General features: G+C 39.0%; 16 protein-coding genes. 6 read left to right on the top strand and 10 right to left on the bottom strand.

The genetic code is table 11. The features are described 5' to 3' along the window. Positions 1 to 49 precede the first annotated feature (49 nt). The 3 genes from BMW38_RS18290 to dxs all read right to left on the bottom strand — a co-directional run bounded on the left by BMW38_RS18290 (position 50) and on the right by dxs (position 5,295). A complete protein-coding gene (locus BMW38_RS18290) occupies positions 50 to 2,035 on the bottom strand; it encodes a DEAD/DEAH box helicase (protein WP_092710765.1) in 1,986 nt (661 codons plus the stop codon). 406 nt (positions 2,036 to 2,441) lie between these two features. Next, positions 2,442 to 3,272, bottom strand: coding sequence for an inositol monophosphatase family protein (locus tag BMW38_RS18285; protein WP_003653693.1), 831 nt, complete (start codon positions 3,270 to 3,272; stop codon positions 2,442 to 2,444). A gap of 118 nt (positions 3,273 to 3,390) precedes the next feature. Continuing rightward, positions 3,391 to 5,295, bottom strand: coding sequence for a 1-deoxy-D-xylulose-5-phosphate synthase (dxs, locus tag BMW38_RS18280; protein ID WP_092710761.1), 1,905 nt, complete (start codon positions 5,293 to 5,295; stop codon positions 3,391 to 3,393). 303 nt (positions 5,296 to 5,598) lie between these two features. Here dxs and ribA point away from each other — a divergent pair, with 303 nt between their 5' ends. The 3 genes from ribA to aroE all read left to right on the top strand — a co-directional run bounded on the left by ribA (position 5,599) and on the right by aroE (position 8,248). Next, the gene (gene ribA, locus BMW38_RS18275) at positions 5,599 to 6,201 is read left to right on the top strand and encodes a GTP cyclohydrolase II (RefSeq protein WP_005043912.1); all 603 of its coding nucleotides are present in this window, start codon (positions 5,599 to 5,601) and stop codon (positions 6,199 to 6,201) included. A 128-nt stretch (positions 6,202 to 6,329) separates the two neighbouring features. Next, positions 6,330 to 7,280, top strand: a complete 951-nt coding sequence (gene hemF / locus BMW38_RS18270) for an oxygen-dependent coproporphyrinogen oxidase (protein ID WP_092710758.1) — start codon at positions 6,330 to 6,332, stop codon at positions 7,278 to 7,280. Positions 7,281 to 7,459: 179 nt separating this feature from the next. Further along, the gene (aroE, locus tag BMW38_RS18265) at positions 7,460 to 8,248 is read left to right on the top strand and encodes a shikimate dehydrogenase (protein WP_092710755.1); all 789 of its coding nucleotides are present in this window, start codon (positions 7,460 to 7,462) and stop codon (positions 8,246 to 8,248) included. A 48-nt stretch (positions 8,249 to 8,296) separates the two neighbouring features. On the opposite strand, the gene BMW38_RS18260 is transcribed toward aroE, so the two are convergent. After that, positions 8,297 to 10,651: a hypothetical protein gene (locus tag BMW38_RS18260; protein ID WP_092710752.1), complete on the bottom strand. Its 2,355-nt coding sequence runs from the start codon at positions 10,649 to 10,651 to the stop codon at positions 8,297 to 8,299. Between the two features lie 256 nt (positions 10,652 to 10,907). Here BMW38_RS18260 and BMW38_RS18255 point away from each other — a divergent pair, with 256 nt between their 5' ends. Continuing rightward, the gene (locus BMW38_RS18255; RefSeq protein ID WP_003653705.1) at positions 10,908 to 12,731 is read left to right on the top strand and encodes an acyl-CoA dehydrogenase C-terminal domain-containing protein; all 1,824 of its coding nucleotides are present in this window, start codon (positions 10,908 to 10,910) and stop codon (positions 12,729 to 12,731) included. 74 nt (positions 12,732 to 12,805) lie between these two features. Here BMW38_RS18255 and BMW38_RS18250 read toward each other — a convergent pair whose 3' ends face one another. Further along, a complete protein-coding gene (locus tag BMW38_RS18250) occupies positions 12,806 to 13,453 on the bottom strand; it encodes a hypothetical protein (protein WP_092710771.1) in 648 nt (215 codons plus the stop codon). Between the two features lie 251 nt (positions 13,454 to 13,704). Here BMW38_RS18250 and BMW38_RS18245 point away from each other — a divergent pair, with 251 nt between their 5' ends. Next, positions 13,705 to 13,959, top strand: a complete 255-nt coding sequence (locus tag BMW38_RS18245) for a PspC domain-containing protein (RefSeq protein ID WP_005038434.1) — start codon at positions 13,705 to 13,707, stop codon at positions 13,957 to 13,959. Positions 13,960 to 14,026: 67 nt separating this feature from the next. Here BMW38_RS18245 and BMW38_RS18240 read toward each other — a convergent pair whose 3' ends face one another. The 5 genes from BMW38_RS18240 to BMW38_RS18215 all read right to left on the bottom strand — a co-directional run bounded on the left by BMW38_RS18240 (position 14,027) and on the right by BMW38_RS18215 (position 19,194). Next, positions 14,027 to 15,127 (bottom strand): HPP family protein, encoded by a 1,101-nt coding sequence (locus BMW38_RS18240; RefSeq protein ID WP_092710748.1) that lies wholly within the window; start codon positions 15,125 to 15,127, stop codon positions 14,027 to 14,029. Positions 15,128 to 15,259: 132 nt separating this feature from the next. Beyond that, on the bottom strand, positions 15,260 to 16,057 hold the full coding sequence (locus BMW38_RS18235; RefSeq protein ID WP_092710745.1) for a TIGR03915 family putative DNA repair protein: 798 nt from the start codon (positions 16,055 to 16,057) through the stop codon (positions 15,260 to 15,262). Between the two features lie 2 nt (positions 16,058 to 16,059). Further along, positions 16,060 to 17,322 (bottom strand): putative DNA modification/repair radical SAM protein, encoded by a 1,263-nt coding sequence (locus BMW38_RS18230; RefSeq protein WP_092710742.1) that lies wholly within the window; start codon positions 17,320 to 17,322, stop codon positions 16,060 to 16,062. A gap of 108 nt (positions 17,323 to 17,430) precedes the next feature. After that, complete coding sequence (locus tag BMW38_RS18225) at positions 17,431 to 17,847, bottom strand: lysozyme inhibitor LprI family protein (RefSeq protein ID WP_092710739.1); 417 nt, start codon at positions 17,845 to 17,847, stop codon at positions 17,431 to 17,433. 561 nt (positions 17,848 to 18,408) lie between these two features. Beyond that, positions 18,409 to 19,194 (bottom strand): tetratricopeptide repeat protein, encoded by a 786-nt coding sequence (locus BMW38_RS18215; RefSeq protein WP_092710736.1) that lies wholly within the window; start codon positions 19,192 to 19,194, stop codon positions 18,409 to 18,411. Positions 19,195 to 19,332: 138 nt separating this feature from the next. Here BMW38_RS18215 and BMW38_RS18210 point away from each other — a divergent pair, with 138 nt between their 5' ends. Continuing rightward, on the top strand, positions 19,333 to 19,815 hold the full coding sequence (locus tag BMW38_RS18210) for a hypothetical protein (protein ID WP_092710733.1): 483 nt from the start codon (positions 19,333 to 19,335) through the stop codon (positions 19,813 to 19,815). The last annotated feature ends 66 nt before the right edge of the window (positions 19,816 to 19,881 follow it).

Genomic DNA, 19,881 nt, shown 5'->3' with positions numbered 1-19,881 from the left:
AAAAAAGGCCAGTATCTTTACTGGCCTTTTTTTTCAAACTAAATATTGATTAGCGGTCGAATTTACGACGCGGTGGTTTATCATCGAAGCTACGACGCGGACGATCTTCACCACCAAAGCTACGTTTTGGACGATCATCACCACCGCCGAACGCTGGACGTTCACCACGTGGTTTGTCATCAAAACTACGACGCGGACGATCTTCACCGCCAAACGCTGGACGCTCACCGCGTGGTTTATCATCGAAGCTACGACGCGGACGATCTTCACCACCAAAGCTACGTTTTGGACGATCATCACCACCGCCGAACGCTGGACGCTCACCACGTGGTTTGTCATCGAAACTACGACGTGGGCGATCTTCACCACCAAATGCTGGACGCTCACCGCGTGGTTTATCATCGAAGCTACGACGCGGACGATCTTCACCACCAAAGCTACGTTTTGGACGGTCACCAAAACCACCTTCACGACGTGGTTTATAATCTACGCGATTACCACGGTTATCATCATTCGATTCAAAACGCGGTTTATCATTGAAACCACCTTCGCGACGTGGACGATCTGAAGTGAACTCACGACGTGGACGATCTTCAAAACCACCTTCACGACGTGGACGGTCTGAATTGAACTCGCGACGCGGACGATCTTCACCGCCGAACGCTGGACGCTCACCACGTGGTTTATCATCGAAGCTACGACGTGGACGGTCATCACGACCACCTTCACGGCGTTTAAAGTTGCTTTCGCCTTCAAAACGACGACCACCACCAAAACCACCGCCGCCATTACGACGACCATCACGACCACCGCCGCCATTACCACTACGGCCACGACCACCGCCATCACGACCTGAACGAGCAGGAGGTGGAGATGGCTCTAAGCCTTCAATTTCAGAAACACTCAAACGTGCTTCTAAATATTCTTCAAGTGCACGGATCTTACCGCGTTCACGATAAGTCGCTAAAGTAATTGCTTGACCAGTACGACCAGCACGACCAGTACGACCAATACGGTGTACATAATCTTCATGCTTCATCGGAAGACCGAAGTTAATTACGTGAGAAATAGTCGGAACGTCAAGACCACGAGCAGCAACGTCAGTTGCAACTAGGATTTTTGCACGACCTTCACGAATACTACGTAAACGACGGTTACGAACTGTTTGTGGCATTGCACCATGAAGTGCAACAACAGAATGACCTGCTTCAGCAAGTTCTTCTGCCAACATATCTGTATCTTCTTGCGTGCTAGCAAAAACAACAGCTTGATCTAAGTTTTCATCACTTAACCAATGTGTAAGTAATTTTTTCTTATGTTCGAAGCCATCAGTCCAATGCAATGTTTGCGTAATATCTGTATTGGTTGAATGACCTGTTTCAATTGCGATACGCATAGGATCTTTCATCATGCATGATGCAAGACGAATGATACGATCAGCAAATGTTGCAGAGAACATTAATGTTTGTTTACGGTTAGCTGCTAATTCGCTAATTGCTTCTAAGTCTTCAGAGAAACCTAGGTCAAGCATACGGTCCGCTTCATCAACGATTAAAGCATCTACTTGATCTAATTTAATTTGACGACGATTCACCAAGTCAAGTAAACGACCAGGTGTTGCAACAACAACTTGCGCGCCTTTTAATTGTTGAATTTGTTTTGCAAATGGCATACCGCCCATAATGGCAGCAATACGAACACCTTTCATGTGACGTACAAGTGCAATTGCATCTTGACTTACTTGCTGTGCCAATTCACGAGTTGGTGAAATTACCAAGATATTCGGTTGAGTCACTGCTTTCATACGGTCTTTGAACGGTACAACAGACTCTTGACCAGCTAAAGCATTTAATGTTGGGAGTAAGAATGCTGCAGTTTTACCAGAACCAGTTTGGCTTGATACGAGAAGGTCTTTACCTTCTAAAGCAGCAGGAATTGCTTGTTCTTGTACAGCAGTCGGGGTAGTAAAACCTAAACCTTCAAGCGCTTGTTGTAAGGTTTCATGCAAAGAAAATTCGGCAAAAGATTTGCTCATAGAGAGTTTCACCCTTGTGGGTGCTCCATTTTTAATAAATACAAAATAGACATCGGCAAAAAGCGGCAAAGCAAAATTAGCTGAAAGCTTTTATTCAGCAGCAATCCGAGTAACGACGATGTGGACTAAACGCATGCTTGATTACGGCCGAACCTGAAGAATCGCTGAGCGATCGGGGCGCAAGAAATGGTCCTCTCTATGGACGGCGTGCGCTTACAATGAATAGAACAGAATGTTCAGGTAATGAACGGAAATTTAAGTGCGTTGGCGGATTATAGCAGAAATAAATTAAAAGTCACCTGTTTTAATCAACTTTATTCATATTTCTCGAATTAATTTAATTTTACTCTTTACTTAAAACACAAAACCCTCTGATTAAAGAGGGTTTTATTTATAATACGCTAAATTATTTTGCAGCTTTATCCCAAGCTGGAACAACTGTTTGCATTAAAGGTTTTAATAACTTAAGCGAACATGCAAGTACTTGACCATTTTCAAATGAGTTATTACCACCACGTGCGTCAACAACTACACCGCCCGCTTCTTTAAGAATAAGTTCACCAGCAGCAATATCCCATGGCTTTAAACCAAGCTCAAAGAAACCATCAAAACGACCTGCAGCTACATACGCTAAATCTAGAGCAGCTGAACCGCCACGACGGATTTGTGCACCTGCTTGAGTAACCGCTAATAACGATGCGAAGTGCTGCTCTGCATAAGATACGATTTCGCCAGCACGTTTAGCACGGTAAGGATGGCCTACTGCCAAGAATGTATTCTCTAAACTATCTTTTACATTTACACGAATACGGCGTTGATTCATAACTGCACCGCGACCACGGCTAGCAGAGAACAACTCATCACGTACTGGATCGTAGATTACGCCGTGTTGAGTAACACCTTTATGTTGAACTGCAATAGAAATACAGAAATGAGGGAAACCATTAATAAAGTTTTGTGTGCCATCAAGCGGGTCAATTACCCAGCACCACTCTGCATCATGGCCTTTGCCTTCTTGCAAACCAAACTCTTCACCTAAGAAGCTATGGTTCTTATAACTTTTACGTAACGTATCAATCGCTAATTGTTCTAAATAACGATCTACACGTGTTACTGGGCCATCAATGCCTTTCTCTTCAACTTGTAAATCGAGTTTATGACGATTTTGATGCGCTTTTAAAAGCTCTTGACCAACTGTTTGAGCCGCACGCGCAGCCATAACCACCATAGGTTCCATTGAACACCCACTAGACAAATTTGAAGATTTTGACAAAGAATAATGCATAAAAGCGCAGATATTTTAGCAAATATATGCGCTTTTAGGGGGAAAATGTTTCAAAAATTTTATTGGAGGCCTAAACCACCTGATTGAGCTTAAGCCAAACTCTCTCAATTGAGCTCAAAATACCTTTAGCATCCAACCCGCAGTCTTGTAGCATTTGTCCGTGTGAAGCCTGTTGTAGGAACAAATCTGGCAAGCCTAAATTAATGATAGGTTTCACAATTTGTTCTTGCGCCATAAACTCATTGACAGCGCTACCTGCACCACCCATAACGGCATGCTCTTCAACTGTGACAAATAAATGAGTATTTTCAGCTAAATCACGAATCATTTTTTCATCAAGCGGTTTCACAAATCTCATATTTACAACACGCACGCCCACATCATGTTTTTGTGCAAATTGTTCAGCAGCCTCTATAGCAACCATCACTCTGCTACCGAATGCCAAAATTGTAATCTGCTCTTCACAGCTAGTCTTTATTTCAGCAACGATTTCAGCTTTCCCTAATTCAATAGTGGTCAACTCTTGCTGAATTTCAACACCTACACCTGCACCACGAGGGTAACGTACCGCAGCTGGTCCATTATAGACATAGGCTGTATGAAGCATCTGACGACATTCATTTTCATCTTTTGGCGCCATGATGACTATGTTTGGAACTGTACGCATGTATGCATAATCATATGCACCTGCATGAGTTGGACCATCTTCACCAACCAAACCAGCACGGTCAATCCCGAAAGTCACATCAAGGTTCTGTAATGCAACATCATGAATAAACTGATCGTAACCACGCTGCAAGAACGTCGAATAGATTGCAACAACAGGTTTTAAGCCTTCACAAGCCATTCCTGCTGCAAGTGTTACAGCATGCTGTTCAGCAATTGCAACATCAAAGAATCTCTGTGGAAATTCTTTAGCAAACTGAACCATGCCCGAGCCTTCACACATTGCAGGTGTGATCGCGAGTAGACGCTCATCTTGCGCCGCTTCATCACATAACCACTGACCAAATACATCAGAATATTTAGGTGGTGTTTTACCTGCTGAGATTGCATTAATTTTGCTAATTGCATGATAGGTAATCGGATCCGCTTCTGCAGGAGTAAAGCCTTTACCTTTTTTAGTATAGACGTGTACTAAACGTGGACCTTTACGCTTCTTCAGAGCATTAAATACTTGGGCCAGTTGATTTACGTCATGGCCATCAAATGGACCAAAATAATCAAAACCAATTGCTTTAAATAAATTATCGGCCGCATCTGTTGCTGATTGATGCAAACGAGAGTTATAAGTCCATTTTGGATGTGGCTGTATATACGCTTCGCCATCTTCATTAACGTTAACTAAATGGCCTTTTTCCCAAATTGCAGCCAAATGTTTAGCAAAACCACCTGTACTACAAGAAATTGACATGTCATTGTCATTGAGCACAACAATTAAATCGGCATTATGTGCAACAGCATCGTTCATGGCTTCAAATGCCATACCCGCTGTCATTGCACCATCACCTACAATACAAACCACTTCACATGGGTCGTTTTGATAACGACGTGCTAACGACATTCCTAAACCAGCCGAAATTGCTGTTGATGAATGTCCTACGCCAAATGTATCGAAAACTGATTCTTCTCTAGCTGGAAATGCTGCTAAACCATTTTTAGAACGAATCGTCGTCATTTGTTCACGACGACCTGTCAGGACTTTGTGCGGATAGGCCTGATGTCCTACATCCCAAACTAATCGGTCATTTGGAGTATTAAAGCAATAATGCAGCGCAACCGTCAGCTCAACCACGCCGAGATTAGCACCGAAATGGCCACCACTCTGGCCTGCTGCATATAAAATATATTGACGCAACTCATCAGCCACTTGAACCAATTGGCTATGCTCGAGCTGACGTAATTGTTGAGGATGATCAATTGCATCTAACAATGGCGTAACAGGGCGTTGAGTTGGAATTTCGGTATACAACATATGTGGCAAAGCCTTTATAAGCCTGGCAAATCCTAAGCTGGGTCAAAATGGGTCGATCATACAATCGAATGAAGTCACCTTCAATCAGCCACATTTGCGAACGAGGTCATGCAAAGCAGTCTCTCATACATCATGGGTATGGTTGGCAGATTATCCTGAATAATCTGACTATTTATCAACTATTATCGTCTTCTTTATACAAAAAAGAAAACCTTCATACGCAAAATGATTATGACAATTCGACCAATCTCCCAGCATTACGCTATACTTTAAACCGTTTTCGGTTAAAAGATGAGTTAATCTGTGCCTATAGAGTTCATTGCAACATCAAAACTTCCGACCGCTTTTGGTGAATTCAATATTTCTGTTTTTCAAGATCCGGTATCAGGTGAAGAACATGTGGCACTTTCTAAAGGGTTAGAAAATCCACCTACAGGTCCTGTTTTGGTTCGTGTGCATTCAGAATGCTTAACAGGTGATGCGTTTGCGTCATTAAAATGCGACTGTGGCCCTCAATTACAGGCAACTCAAAAGCTCATCAACGAGGCAGGACAAGGCGTTATTTTATATTTACGTCAAGAAGGCCGTGGTATTGGACTTACAAATAAAATTCGCGCCTATGCCTTACAAGATCAAGGCCATGACACTGTAGATGCAAATTTACTTTTAAATTTACCTGCCGATGCACGTCGTTATGACATGTGTAGCATCATGCTAGATCACTTAGCAGTGAAAGAAGTAAAATTAATTACCAATAATCCTTTGAAAATTCAGGCACTCAAAGATCAAGGAATTAATATCGTTGGCCGTGTTCCATTAACGGTTGGACGCAACCCTTTTAATGAACAATATTTAAAAACAAAACGTGAACGTATGGATCACCTTTATCAAAAAGATGATTTTTAAGCCAAAATTATAAATTTAAAAATAATTGGAAGGGATTTTTAAGACATTTCTTAAAAATCCCTTACTTTCTTTATGGTTTTATGCTTTGATGTATCTATCTCCTATCTCAATCATCTTTGAGGGTCACTATGCAACATCCGACTTCAACAGATATTCAACGTGTCCGCGAATTTCTCCTCGATTTACAAGCCCGTATATGTGCTGGTTTAGAACAACAAGAAAAAGCTGGCGGCGGTACGAGCGAATTTATTATTGATGATTGGGAGCGTCCTGAAGGTGGTGGTGGTCGTTCACGAGTTTTGCAAAATGGTACAGTGATTGAAAAAGGTGGTGTGATGTTTTCTCACATCAACATTAGTAAACTCCCCGCTTCTGCTACAGAAAGACACCCTCAAATCGCTGGTGCTAAAGCGCAGGCACTTGGTGTGTCATTAGTGATTCATCCTAAAAATCCCAATATTCCAACTTCTCATGCCAATGTACGTTTATTCGTTGCAGAGCCTGAAGGACAAGATCCAATTTGGTGGTTTGGCGGTGGTTTTGACTTAACACCGTTCTATCCAGATGAGCAAGATGTTATCGATTGGCATCAAGCCGCTTACGACTTATGCCAGCCTTTTGGTGACAATGTCTATGCAGAACATAAAAAATGGTGTGATGATTATTTCTATTTAAAACATCGCGATGAACAACGAGGCGTCGGTGGTTTATTTTTTGATGATCTAAATGGCTGGGATTTCGAAACTTGCTTTAAATATATTCAAGCTGTGGGTAATGGCTATTTAAATGCCATTCTGCCAATTTTTGAAAAACATCGTGAACAACCTTATACCGAAGTACAACGAGAGTTTCAGCTTTACCGTCGCGGCAGATATGTCGAATACAACTTAGTCTATGACCGCGGAACATTGTTTGGCTTACAAACAGGCGGACGTATCGAATCTATTTTAGTCAGTCTACCTAACCTTGCAGGTTGGTCTTATCGTCCTGAATGGGATGAAGACTCTCCAGAGAAACGTTTAACTGACTATTACCTAAAACCACGTGACTGGCTAAATTTAAAAGAAAAAGTCGCTTAATTTTTTGCTTTTTGGAGATTCTTTGGCTTCCACCCTAAAGAATCTCCTTTTTTATTTTCAACTTCTTTGTTTCTATTCAAATATTTTTTCTGATTCCAATTTGGCTTATAGTGAGGCCTGCTGAATATTCAGCACAGATTTTAACTGCTTCATGCCATTTTAAAATTTTGGATATAACAATGACCAAACAGTTTGCAGTAATTGGCAATCCGATCGAACAATCACGCTCTCCTGAATTGCATCATGCTTTCGCTCAAAAAACAGGTGTTGACCTCGACTATCAAAAACGTCTTGCCCCTCTTGATGGTTTTGAGCCAAATATGCGTAGTTTCTTTGCAAATGGCGGAAGTGGCATGAACGTTACTGTGCCGTTTAAAGAACAGGCTTTCGCTTTGTGCAATGTGCTAACCGAGCGTGCTCAGATTGCAAAAGCAGTTAATACGTTATGGATGGAAAATGGCAAATTACACGGCGATAACACAGATGGCCAAGGCTTAGTTGCCGCGATTCAAGCTTTAGACTGGAACCTAGAAAATACGACTATTTTAATTTTAGGAGCTGGCGGTGCAACTCGTGGTGTTATTTATCCACTAGTACAAGCTGGCGCAAAAAAGATTGTGATTGCAAACCGTACTCTAGCTCGTGCCGAACAACTTATAGATGACCTAAAAGTAGCCGTCCCGCAAGCTCAATTACAAGCAATTTCTCTAAATGAGCTAGAAGGGAAATTTGATATTGTAATTAATGCGACTTCTGCAAGCCTTTCAGGCGATGCTCTACAGCTTCCTGAAAATTTACAATTCGAACATGCCTATGAAATGGCATATGGGAAACCATCTAGCTTCCTTGATCAAGCTAAACAACGCAATGTGCCCTATTCTGAAGGTTTTGGGATGTTAGTCGGTCAGGCTATTGAATCCTTTTCTATCTGGAATGGCGTAAGACCTGAATTAAAAGATTTTCTATAAATATAAAAAAAGAACCTACATGATGTAGGTTCTTTTTTACTTCATTTATTATTTTTTGGTCGTAACCATTTGCTGATAAACATCTCGGAAAATCTCATAATCAATAAATTCATTATGTTCAGGTTTTAAATTCTGAATTGTTTTTTCCGTAAGTTGCTGTTTACGTGCAGCAACATACACCTTCCCTAAAATATCAGCTGTTTGTGACAACAATTGTTTTTCTTCAGCAGAAGCACCATTTTGTTGTTCAAATTCTAATTGATATTGTTTCGAGAAAAGCTGCTCAGGCTGCTTATATTGTTTCTGTAATTTTTGCCATGCTTCACGCCCAGCCTTACCTTGCATTGTTGTAATCACAATATGGTCTACAGCACGGCCTAAATCATTATCAAACTGATCTTCTTGTTCAAGATGATGCTTTTTCTGCAATCCCTCGATACGCTCTAAAGCCTTACCTTGAGGATTATAGGTTTCTTCTTCAGAGAACCAATAAGCATAAACTTCGGCAATTTCTTGCAACTGTTGAACTGAATAATAATTAATATATGACGGTTTTTCGGCAGTCAATTTTGCAATAAACACAGCCTTATACGTTTTGTCATAGGCACGTGTTGCATCATAAGTTTGGTTAGCCAACAGCGCCAGATTCGAATCTAAATCTTGTACATCGCTATGTGAGCCAACTGGATGTTCAGAAACATCACTTTGCCCAAGTTTTTCACTAAAACCTTTTACAAAGTTTTCAAATAAAGAACCCTTACTTGCTTCAGCAACTGATTTAGCTTGTTTAAGCTGCTGCTGGTCAATTGAAGTTGCTTTACCATAATTTAGAATTTGCATGTCTGCTTTAATATTAAAGCGATGGTTAAATTCAGCTGGTGTATATGCAATATCGTAATCTACGTTGACTGCACGGCCTTTTTCATCGAGTCCAACATCAATCGTAATTGGATTTCTTTGTTTTGGTAAAGCTTGTTCGATCTCTGCTTTATGCTTTAACCATAAAGCTTTGAATGCTTCATCATTCACAAACTGGTTCTGATCATAAGCAGCAAAAGTTTGTTTTAAAGCAGCTTGACGAGACTTGATCTGAGTTTTTTGGGCACTCTCTACGCTTTGATCAAGAACATCAACACCATATATTTGACAGTAATTAATATCCCCTAAAACTACTGGTTTTTTAAGGGTCTGTAACTCAACACATTGTTCTTCTGTAAGGGTTGGGCCTTCTTCATCTTGGGTAGTTTGTTCGGCATCCGCTACCGCAACATCAGCAGCATCCTCATCTTGGCCTGAAGCAGAAGCCTCGTCTGCTGCTGCCGTTGCTTCTTGAGCGGCACTTGATTGTTCTTCATCGCCTTCCTCAGAAGCCAATGTACCGCCAAAATGAGCGTTAATGAGTGAGTAAAGTTGTTGACTGACTGCCGCTGCATCGTCAGAAGAAACCTTCTGCCCTTCGGCACCACCTGACTTTTTCTTAGCTTCAGAAGCAGCAAGTTCAGTTGCTATAGATTCAGCAATCTTTTGGTCATCAAATCCTAAAACACTTTTTTGCAGGTATTTTTCATTGACTTGGCCATATAAATCGACTTGCAGCAGTAACTCCTCAACCGTATCTTTTAAACGAATTTTTTCTACAATTCCTGCCTTACGGTCAGCGTCTGTAATAGGTAAACGTTGTAAATTTTGCGGGTCAGCCAAACGATAAGAAACGGCGCCAGAAGCCTTCGCATATTCAACAAACTTCTTCATATCGACGTTCGTAAACAGATCTTTATATTTCGAAAAATCGACATAGGCTAAGTTGTTTTGATTATCTTTATTCACCAAATAAGGCATTAATCCGAAATAATTAACGTAAAATTTATAATCCTTTAGATCAAGCACCATTGGCAATTTTGCCTGCACGAGTAAAGTCGGTTTTTCATATCTTGCAGTGAGGTTGAAAGACCCCATTTTTTGACGATAATGAACTGAACCATCGTAACTAAATTGGAGATCATTTAATAAATTGATTAAAACGGCATTTACTTTTTCTGAACGTGATTCGCCAGATACACCCGAAACAGATTGCTCATTTGCAATTGCGGCATAAAGCGCCTGCTTCTGTTTTTTATTCAAATTAATTTTTTGTTCACGTAAATATTGATCTACTTTTTTTTGCACTTCAGCATCAAGTTGAGCACTTTTCTCTACAGTGCTTATTTTGTTGGGCTGATTTGAATCAACATTAACTTTAAAATGCCCGCGGTAGTCATAGCTTGGGTATTCATACATTGCATTCATACCCTGAATGACTTTTTGATCTAAATGAGCAGATGCCACTGATGGACGTAGGCTATGCTGCGCACATGCGGTCAAACCCAAACTGAATAAACATAAACTGAGATATTTTAAATGCATAACCTTTTTTAAAACCTTATCGCTTTATCTTTTTAGCAAAACTTGCTAAAAATAAAAAAATAGTTGTTTTTTCACATAAAAGTATAAGTCCTGAATGTAGCAGAAAATGTATTTTCAGGTGTATTTATTTTCGACAAAATTCGCTTTTCTGACATTTCTTTCGGATGTGATTATCATTGTATTTTTATCATGCGAGTGAATAATCAAATCATCGATTCAGATAATCCCACAATGATTCAAAATTAGGATTAAAGCCATGCCAGCATATAAAGCCCCGCTACACGATATTCGCTTCTTAATGAATGAAGTATTAGATTACCCTGCTCACTACAAAACTTTATCAAATGGTGAAAATGCAGATCCAGATACCGTTGATATGATTCTTGAAGGTGCGGCAGATTATTGTGAAAACGTATTATCGCCACTTAACCAATCTGGCGATGAAGAAGGTTGCCATTTTGACAACGGCGAAGTAACTACACCTAAAGGCTTTAAAGAAGCTTATGACCAGTTCGTTATGGGTGGTTGGCAAGGTCTTTCTTATCCAGAAGAATTTGGTGGTCAAGGCCTACCAATGTCTTTAAACCTCATCAAATCAGAAATGATGGGTACTGCAAACTGGTCATTTACGATGTACCCTGGCTTAAGTTCAGGTTGTATGAACACCATCTTGCAATTCGGTACCGATGAGCAAAAACAAACGTATATGCCTAAACTTGTTGAAGGAACTTGGAGCGGCACGATGTGCTTAACCGAACCTCAATGTGGTACCGACTTAGGGCAAGTTAAAACTAAAGCTGAACCTCAAGCAGATGGCACTTATAAAATCTCTGGTACAAAAATCTTCATTTCTGCCGGTGAACATGATTTAACTGAAAATATTATTCACATCGTACTTGCACGTCTTCCAGATGCGCCTGCTGGTACTCGTGGTATTTCATTATTTATCGTACCTAAATTCATACCTACTGCTGATAGTGGTATCGGTGAACGTAATGCAGTGACCTGTGGTTCAATCGAACACAAAATGGGGATCCGTGCTTCTGCAACTGCTGTACTAAACTTTGATAATGCCACTGGTTATTTAATCGGTGAAGTCAACAAAGGTTTACATGCAATGTTTACCTTCATGAACACAGCACGTATTGGTACTGCTGTTCAAGGTATTGCGCATGCTGAGTTATCGTTCCAAGGTGCATTACCTTATGCGAAAGATCGTATGTCTATGCGTGCACTTTCTGGTAAAAAAGAACCTGAAAGAGTTGCAGATGCCATCATTCATCATGCTGACGTACGTCGCCTGTTGTTGACTCAAAAAGCAATTGCTGAAGGTGGCCGTTCAATGATCTATCATGCTGCAAAACTTGCAGACAAAATGACAGATGCATTAACACGTGGCGACCAAGCTGCTTACGAAGACTACGATGATAAACTTGGTTTCTACACACCAATTTTGAAAGGTTTCTTGACTGAACTTGGTTTAGAAGCTGCAAACAACGGTATGCAAGTTTACGGCGGTCATGGCTACATCAAAGAATGGGGCATGGAACAAATCGCTCGTGACGCTCGTATCTCAACGCTATACGAAGGTACAACAGGCATTCAAGCACTTGACTTGATTGGTCGTAAAGTATTGCTTAGCTCAAAAGGTAAAGTGGTTCGTGACTACACTGCTGAAATCTTAAAATTCTGTGCTGCACACGCACGTAATAAATACTTACGTCGTTTTGCTTGGGATTTAACTAAGCTTTGTGCTCAGTGGAACACTTTAACAGTTCGTATTATGCTTGCTGCACGTAAAGACCGTGACATCGTATCTTCTGCTTCTGTAGATTTCTTGATGTTCTCAGGTTACGTGATGATGGCTTACTTCTGGGCGCAACAAGCAGTCATTGCTTCTGAGAAACTAGAAGCAGGTGATGGTGCAGAAACACCTGAATTCTATAAGGCAAAAATCAAAGTTGCAGACTTCTACTTTGACCGTATGTTACCTCGTACCCAAGGTCATGCAGAATCAATGGTGACAACCTCTCGCACATTAACATCATTACCAGTTGAACACTTTAGCTTCGACTACTAATCATTTTTAAATCGTGAAATGAAAAGAGCGCAATTCATATTGCGCTCTTTTTTATTCAAGTAAAAATTTAAAATTTATTCTTTAGTCAGAACATAAGCTTGCTTCGGAACAAAATAGTTTTGTTCCAAAAACTCACGGTTTTTACCGTAGTCGCTATAAAACAGTTTTTCTAGATTCACGATCAATCTTTTGTTTAAATCAACATTAAAATAAAAATTAACATTAGATAAAGGGCAGTGAATGGTTAACTCATGCTCTCTTTCATGCACTTTCCAATTTAAATCAGGACACAACTGATTTATAGCAGTACTTTTGGCTCCATCCTTACTTCCCACTCGGCCAAAATGAATAACATTCCAATAAGCTGATCCATTGGGTAATAAATTTAAAATGTACTCTGCCTCTCCAGACTCACAATCGGCAAACGCATCCTCACATGAAATTCGGGTGTGATATCGCCCTACATATTGCAATGAAATTGCGCTTAATTTTTTGGTTTGATCTAAATTTTCTTGAGGTAAAAAAGTACGACCTGCCACATAATCTAATGTTTTTGTAGATGTACTATTTTTTATTAAATTTTCTTCATTGGTAGAACTAGAACTTGGACTAGAGTGATCTTTGGAGTTGGTGTGGTTTATGTCGCAAGCACTAAGTGTCAGGCACATCATAGTCCCTACAACCAAATGCTTAACTAAAAACCTAGACCGCTTCAAAGACATATACATTATTCACAGATAACAGCAACAACCATGTTTATATTCATTTCAGGCACGAGCCAATTGCTGCCATAAAACTTTAAGCCCTGAAAAGGTGCATTTTAGTTGATGTTGGTTTCCTTCATTCTAATCCTTTACATATTTTAACCATTTTACTTTTTAAAAGACTTTAAACCCGTTATTTCGTCTCCATATTTTTATTAAGCAAGAGAATAAACAATTCCTTGTAACTTTTTATTTTTAAGGAGAATTAGATGGCCAGTTCTGGTTTATATCGCTCGAACCGACATAGCATGATCGCCGGTGTAATGGGTGGTATTGCTGAACGTTTTGGTTGGAACGTAACTTTACTACGCATTATTTTTGTTGTGATTTCAATTATGAGTGCGGCCTTTCCCGGAATCTTAGTTTATCTGGTTTTGTGGTTAGTCATTCCGAAAAAACAGCCAGAACATATTGAAGGCTATCGACAATCCGTCCGAACTATACATGAAGAGCAAACACGTTAATTAATTTTGGTCGCTACGGTTGCATCCCCTAATCAACCGTAGCTTTTTTTTGCTCTGTTTTTTTAGATTATATTTTACGGTTTAACTGCTGTTGTAAGGCAGCAATCATATCTGCACGGCTAATCATTCCGATTAACTTCCGCTCCTCGACCACTGGAATATAATTAAAAGATTTTTCGACAAAATAAGGCACAAGATCTTGAATAGGCTGTGTTGGCAATACTGTCACCACTCTATGACTCATAATCTGTTTCACATAATGCTGCCAAGAGTTTCTTGGGTCCGCTGCACCTTTAAACCATTCCACAACTTCATATAAAGCTAAAGTTCCTACTAGATGATTGTCAGCATTTACCACTGGTAAGCTCATGAGATTAATATGCTTGAACTTATCCAGCGCCTGATGAATATCATCATCTTCATGCAACTTAATCACATCACGGCTCATAATATCCTGACATGTATATTGATTGACTATGCGTTCGTTGGCATGTTCCTGTGCATCTAAAATAATTTTTTCTAAATCGTATTGGCTAATATCTAACAGTTCAGTGTGGTGCTCTAAAGCGTACTCAATATCTTTCGGTTGAATCGATACTTTTTGAGTCGGTGTTGGGTCTTTGCTACGCTCATTGAGACGTGCAGTAACTGGATAATGTCTTCCAATTAATCTATTAAAAAAGACGGCGAAACCGAGTAAAAGTAACGAGTTGAGCAGAACGGGATAAAAAACGAAATAAAAGCCTAATTTATGAATTGCTGTACCACCTAACACAGCCGTAATTGCGACTGCACCACTTGGTGGATGCAAAGAGTCAGTAGTCATCATTAAGAATATGGCAAAGCCTACTGCGACACTGAAAGCAGTGGTTAAATCAGGAATCCACTGTGCGCAGGCAACCCCAATAATTCCGGCTAGCGTATTACCAACAATCACATTCCATGGTTGAGCCAATGGACTGGTTGGCACAGCAAATAAGAGAACAGATGAAGCTCCCATGGGTGCAATGTACCAGGCATTAATTCCACCTAGAACATACCAGCTAATTAAGGAAGAAATTGCTAAACCACACAGTGCTCCAACACCGCAAAGCAACCGTTCTTTTAAGGGTAAAACCTTAAAATTTGGTTTTAAAATCTGTAACCATTCTCGCTGTATAACACTCACAGTACACCTTTGGGGATATGCCGTTATTTATAACGGGCAAAAGTATACGCCCAAAGCCACATAAAGTGCATTTAAATTATATCTTTCAAAGATAAGAAACTCTGTTGAATTATCTTTTGTTATTTTAAAACTTTAATATTCAATTAGTTTTTCATTTAAATAGCGCCAATAACGTTTCGGCAAATATTGCACATGAAGTTTTATATTCTGACGTTCCGTAATGTTCACACTCTTAAAATAATCTTTCCAAAGCTGGTCATATAAGACTTCTTGCTCATCTAACTCCAGCTGAAAGCTTTGGCTCATTCCGTTATTTAAATTACGGTCAATGTCGGGTGCTTCGAGTGAAACTTCATGTATTTCCCTTAAATCATAATAAAGTCCAAACTTACGTTTCTCATCATAAATGAGCCAACGCTGATCTTGATAACGCCGTTTAAAATGCGGCTGAATGAGCGGTAAAACATTAAAATCGGGACGTACCAAACTTAAAAAAAGCTCATCTTTGGTTTTCTTAAAACGAATAAAAGCTTCCATCCGATGCTTCTCTCGCCCGACCTTTTTCGTCCACTGCGAAATTGCTAAAACACTTGGGTGCGAATAATCTTTTTCTATCGAGGAGTGACTAGTAAAAACGTAAATACAGTAATTAAATAAATGCTGATAGGCATCTAAAGACTCAGATAAATAAGTAAAATAAAATTGCCTTAAAGAAGACGAAGAAAGCTTTTTTTGCAGCGCGGACCACACACGTTCGGCATGTAGCTCGTTATTTGAAACCTCAATTTTATCGGCAAATAAACCATGTTGAGCCGCATCATTCAAACAGAGTCTGACCTGTAATTCTTTGAATTGAAATGCGCGAAATACACAACTGAGTAGTCCGACCATTGAGCCATCAAAATAGTAAGCTACCTCATCATTAAACATGGCTAAAACCCAAGGCTTAATTGTGGCGAAAGCTGCTGTACATATTTCGATGAACCCTGCGTTAAAATCTGCTGCCGAATAAAACTTGAAGATAATTCCTTTTGAAACTTTGGACTGTCTTCACAGCGAATAAAGAATTTTGCACGCTGGTAGGCAACACCTAACTTTTTAAGTAAATCGGTATGAATTTTTCCAAAACGGCGAGCCTGTACAATTTTCTTGGCCGATTTCACCCCAATCCCTGGTACACGCAAAATCATTTGATAATCGGCATGATTTAAATCTACTGGAAATTGCTCTGGATGCCTTAAAGCCCAGCCTAATTTCGGGTCTACATCAAGATCCAAATTTGGGTGTTTTTCATTGACGATTTCATTGACCTGAAAGCCATAAAAACGCATCAACCAATCACTCTGATAGAGTCGATTTTCCCGAAGTAACGGCGGTGCAGAACCGACTGCTGGCAAGTAATTATTTTCGGTATTAATTGGAATATAACCCGAAAAATAGACTCGTTTGAGCTTAAATTCTTTGTAGTGTTTATCCGCCATAAACAAGACATCTTGGTCTGACTCTTGATGAGCACCCACCACCATTTGGGTGGTCTGCCCTGCTGGTACATATTTCGGCACATGCTTAATAATTTGACGTTCGTCTTTAAGCTGAATAAGTCTGTCACGAACCAAACCTAAATCTTTTTGTACTTCTTGATGTGATTTTTCCGGTGCAAAAGTCTTTAACCCAATTTCGGTCGGTATCTCTAAATTAATACTCATACGGTCAGCATATAAACCTGCTTCATGAATCAGTTCAGGTGATGCACCCGGAATGGTTTTTAGGTGAATATAGCCATTAAAGTTTTCTTCAAGGCGTAACTTTTTTACAACTTGGAGCATACGCTCCATTGTATGGTCGGCCGATTTAAAAATGCCTGAGCTTAAAAATAAGCCCTCGATATAATTACGACGGTAAAAATTAATAGTTAAGTCTACGACCTCTTGCACCGTAAATGCTGCGCGTTGTACATCATTAGAACGACGTGAAACACAATAAGCGCAGTCAAAAATACATACGTTGCTAAACAGAATTTTTAAGAGAGATACACAGCGGCCATCTTCGGTATAGCTATGGCAAATACCTGAATGACTGGCATCCCCCAAACCTTTATCTTTGTTTTTACGGTCACTGCCACTTGATGAACAAGACACATCATATTTAGCAGCATCTGCAAGAATTTGTAGTTTTTCTCGAATGCGATCAGACATATCAAACGACTCATTTATGGCATCGTTTAAAAAATATCATTTTGCATTCTTAAATTTAATCTAGTGAAGTACGCTAAGCGTCATGAGATGACGTTTAAATAATCCGCCTTAGTTAACGTATTCTTCTAGTTGTTTTACACGCGCTGCATACTCTTGCATGGGGCAATACGAATACATCGGCGAGCCAATGTATGAGCCTGCATTACTACATTCCTGATCTACATAAGCTTTCCAAAGTCTCTGAGACTTTAAAATATCTTGGTAACGTTCTGGCTGTTTGTATTCTTCGCTTTGTGCACGTATTTGATCAATGAGAGCAACAATTTTTTCTTCATAAGTCTTTTTAGCTTGTTCAGAACAACTATGCACGACCATGTTATTAATGCTTTCAAGCTGCATTTCTTTAATCGTCTGATCAACACATTGGTTATATTCATCTTGCTCATCAGTGTCAGTTTGTGCGTATAGCCATGGACTACAAAAAAGACTGGATAAAACAATGAGTTTGCAGCAAAATTTCAGCATAATTTATTCTCGATTCTATAATTTTTAATATGCTTCAATATAACAAAAATTCTGTAACGGTTGCCTATCGGTATTTAGACATAATAAAGAGTCTATTGTTCGCTCCTATACCAGTGCTCATTATTTTAGCTTCAATGAGTTCTATGCTTACTTATTTATTCATTATATATCTCTTCTTTTTACCATTCCTTATAGCAACATCTATATTACTAAATAAATTCAAGCTTCTAAATTTCATAACAATATTTTTAACAGCACTAGGTATACTCCTCATCTTTAATACGCTTGCTAACTTATCCTTTAAGACCTTTTTTTCCGAGCTTATTTTTAGTTGGATTGGGATCTCTACACTAATTACAGCTTTTAATTTTTGGGCATTATTGACTTGGTATAACTATAAAGATAATAAGACTAAAGAGCAGAACATCAACATTGAATGAACGCTCTGCTAATTGAATATAAAATCTTTATAAGTTGAACTTTCTTCAGCAATAGAAAACTATTCATTTCTTTTATTTATGAAATAGTCCCAATCATTCCGTATAGTGGCAATTTAAAGCTTTACTGATTTTTACAGGTGTTCGGATAGGTTTCATCAACTTTAAGATCAATATTATAAACTGGTTGTATTGGTATCTCCTCTGTACGGTAAGAGCACATATCACGCCATTTCATTGCTTCCTCTTTATCCTTAGGTAGACCATTTAACCCAGAATAATAATTTTGAAACATATTTTCTTGACCATCTGCATAACCAAGATTGGCGGCTTTAATATACCACTCTGTTGAAACCTTACCATTTTCTGTTACCCCTAAGCCTTGTTGATAAAGAACCCCTATATTATTCATTCCTGCTGGATTATCCTGCTCAGCAGCTTTTGTATACCAATACATTGCTTTTTTATAGTCTGTATCTACACCATAACCTAGATGATAAAACGTACCCACCCTGAACTGAGCATCAGCATTGCCTGCTTGCGCTGCCTCTTCAGAGAGTTTGAACATCTTAGGTACAAAAGCACTTAAGTCTTCTTTCCGATAATAAAGCGTAGTCAAATTCAATTTAGCTAAAGCACTCCCTTGTTCAGCTGCTTGTTGAAAGAGCTTTTCAATTTCTAAGGCTTTTTTTGCTTCAGTGGCCTCATCACCCTCTTCACTTTGAATCCAATCATTTCTATTTTTATAATATAATAATGCAGCATAATTATTCAGCTCATCTGCATTTAACTTATTGAAATTGTAGTTATATTTAGCTGAATAATAAATCCAATTATTCTTTAAATAGTAAAAACCAACAAAGCCTAAAAATAATATTAAAATTCCAAAATAATATTTTTTCAAATTCATTCTAAAATAATCTAATTTAAATTATGAGAAATCATCCTATCAAAAGATGTATTAAATACAAAAGATAATCATCTTGTTTTAATGGCTCATAGACATTATCAGCAGATCATTTTAGAATTTAAAAAAACATAACCTACTATGATTATGATGAATCCAACAACGCCAAATATCGAATACCAACCTAAAATTGCTCTTATTATTACCCCTCTTATTCCGATCAGCCTCTTAATTTTATTGTCCGTACTTACTAGCAAGTTTGCACTTGATCTCCTCTATATTATTGGAATCTTTGTTGGTACTTATTATATTATCTTATTCCCATTATTACTTTGGATATGCCAAGTACTCATTACTAAAAACCGCTTTATCTTTCCATTAATGTGGTTAGGTGCACATGTATCATTTAGCTTGATTTATTTCTTCTTAGCGATCTATGAAAATATTTCTCATAATTTACCAATATTTGATTATGTATTCCCAACTGTTGGACGTACTTTGATCTCAACCTCTACATTCACTGTAAGTTTTATTCTTAGCCTCATTTTTTGGTTTTTTGCATCATTTCAACCTCGATTAAAAGCAAAACATGCAGGAAAATCCCAGCTAAATGACAGCCAATAATTTTTTATAGGTATAGAAACTAGCCTTTGCCACTCCACCACAAAATCCTTATACTTAGGGGCAATT

The organism is Acinetobacter sp. yr461 (assembly GCF_900110445.1).
Lineage (GTDB): Bacteria > Pseudomonadota > Gammaproteobacteria > Pseudomonadales > Moraxellaceae > Acinetobacter > Acinetobacter calcoaceticus.
Note: the sequence above shows the minus strand (reverse complement) of the source record. Positions and strands in the feature narration are given on the sequence as shown.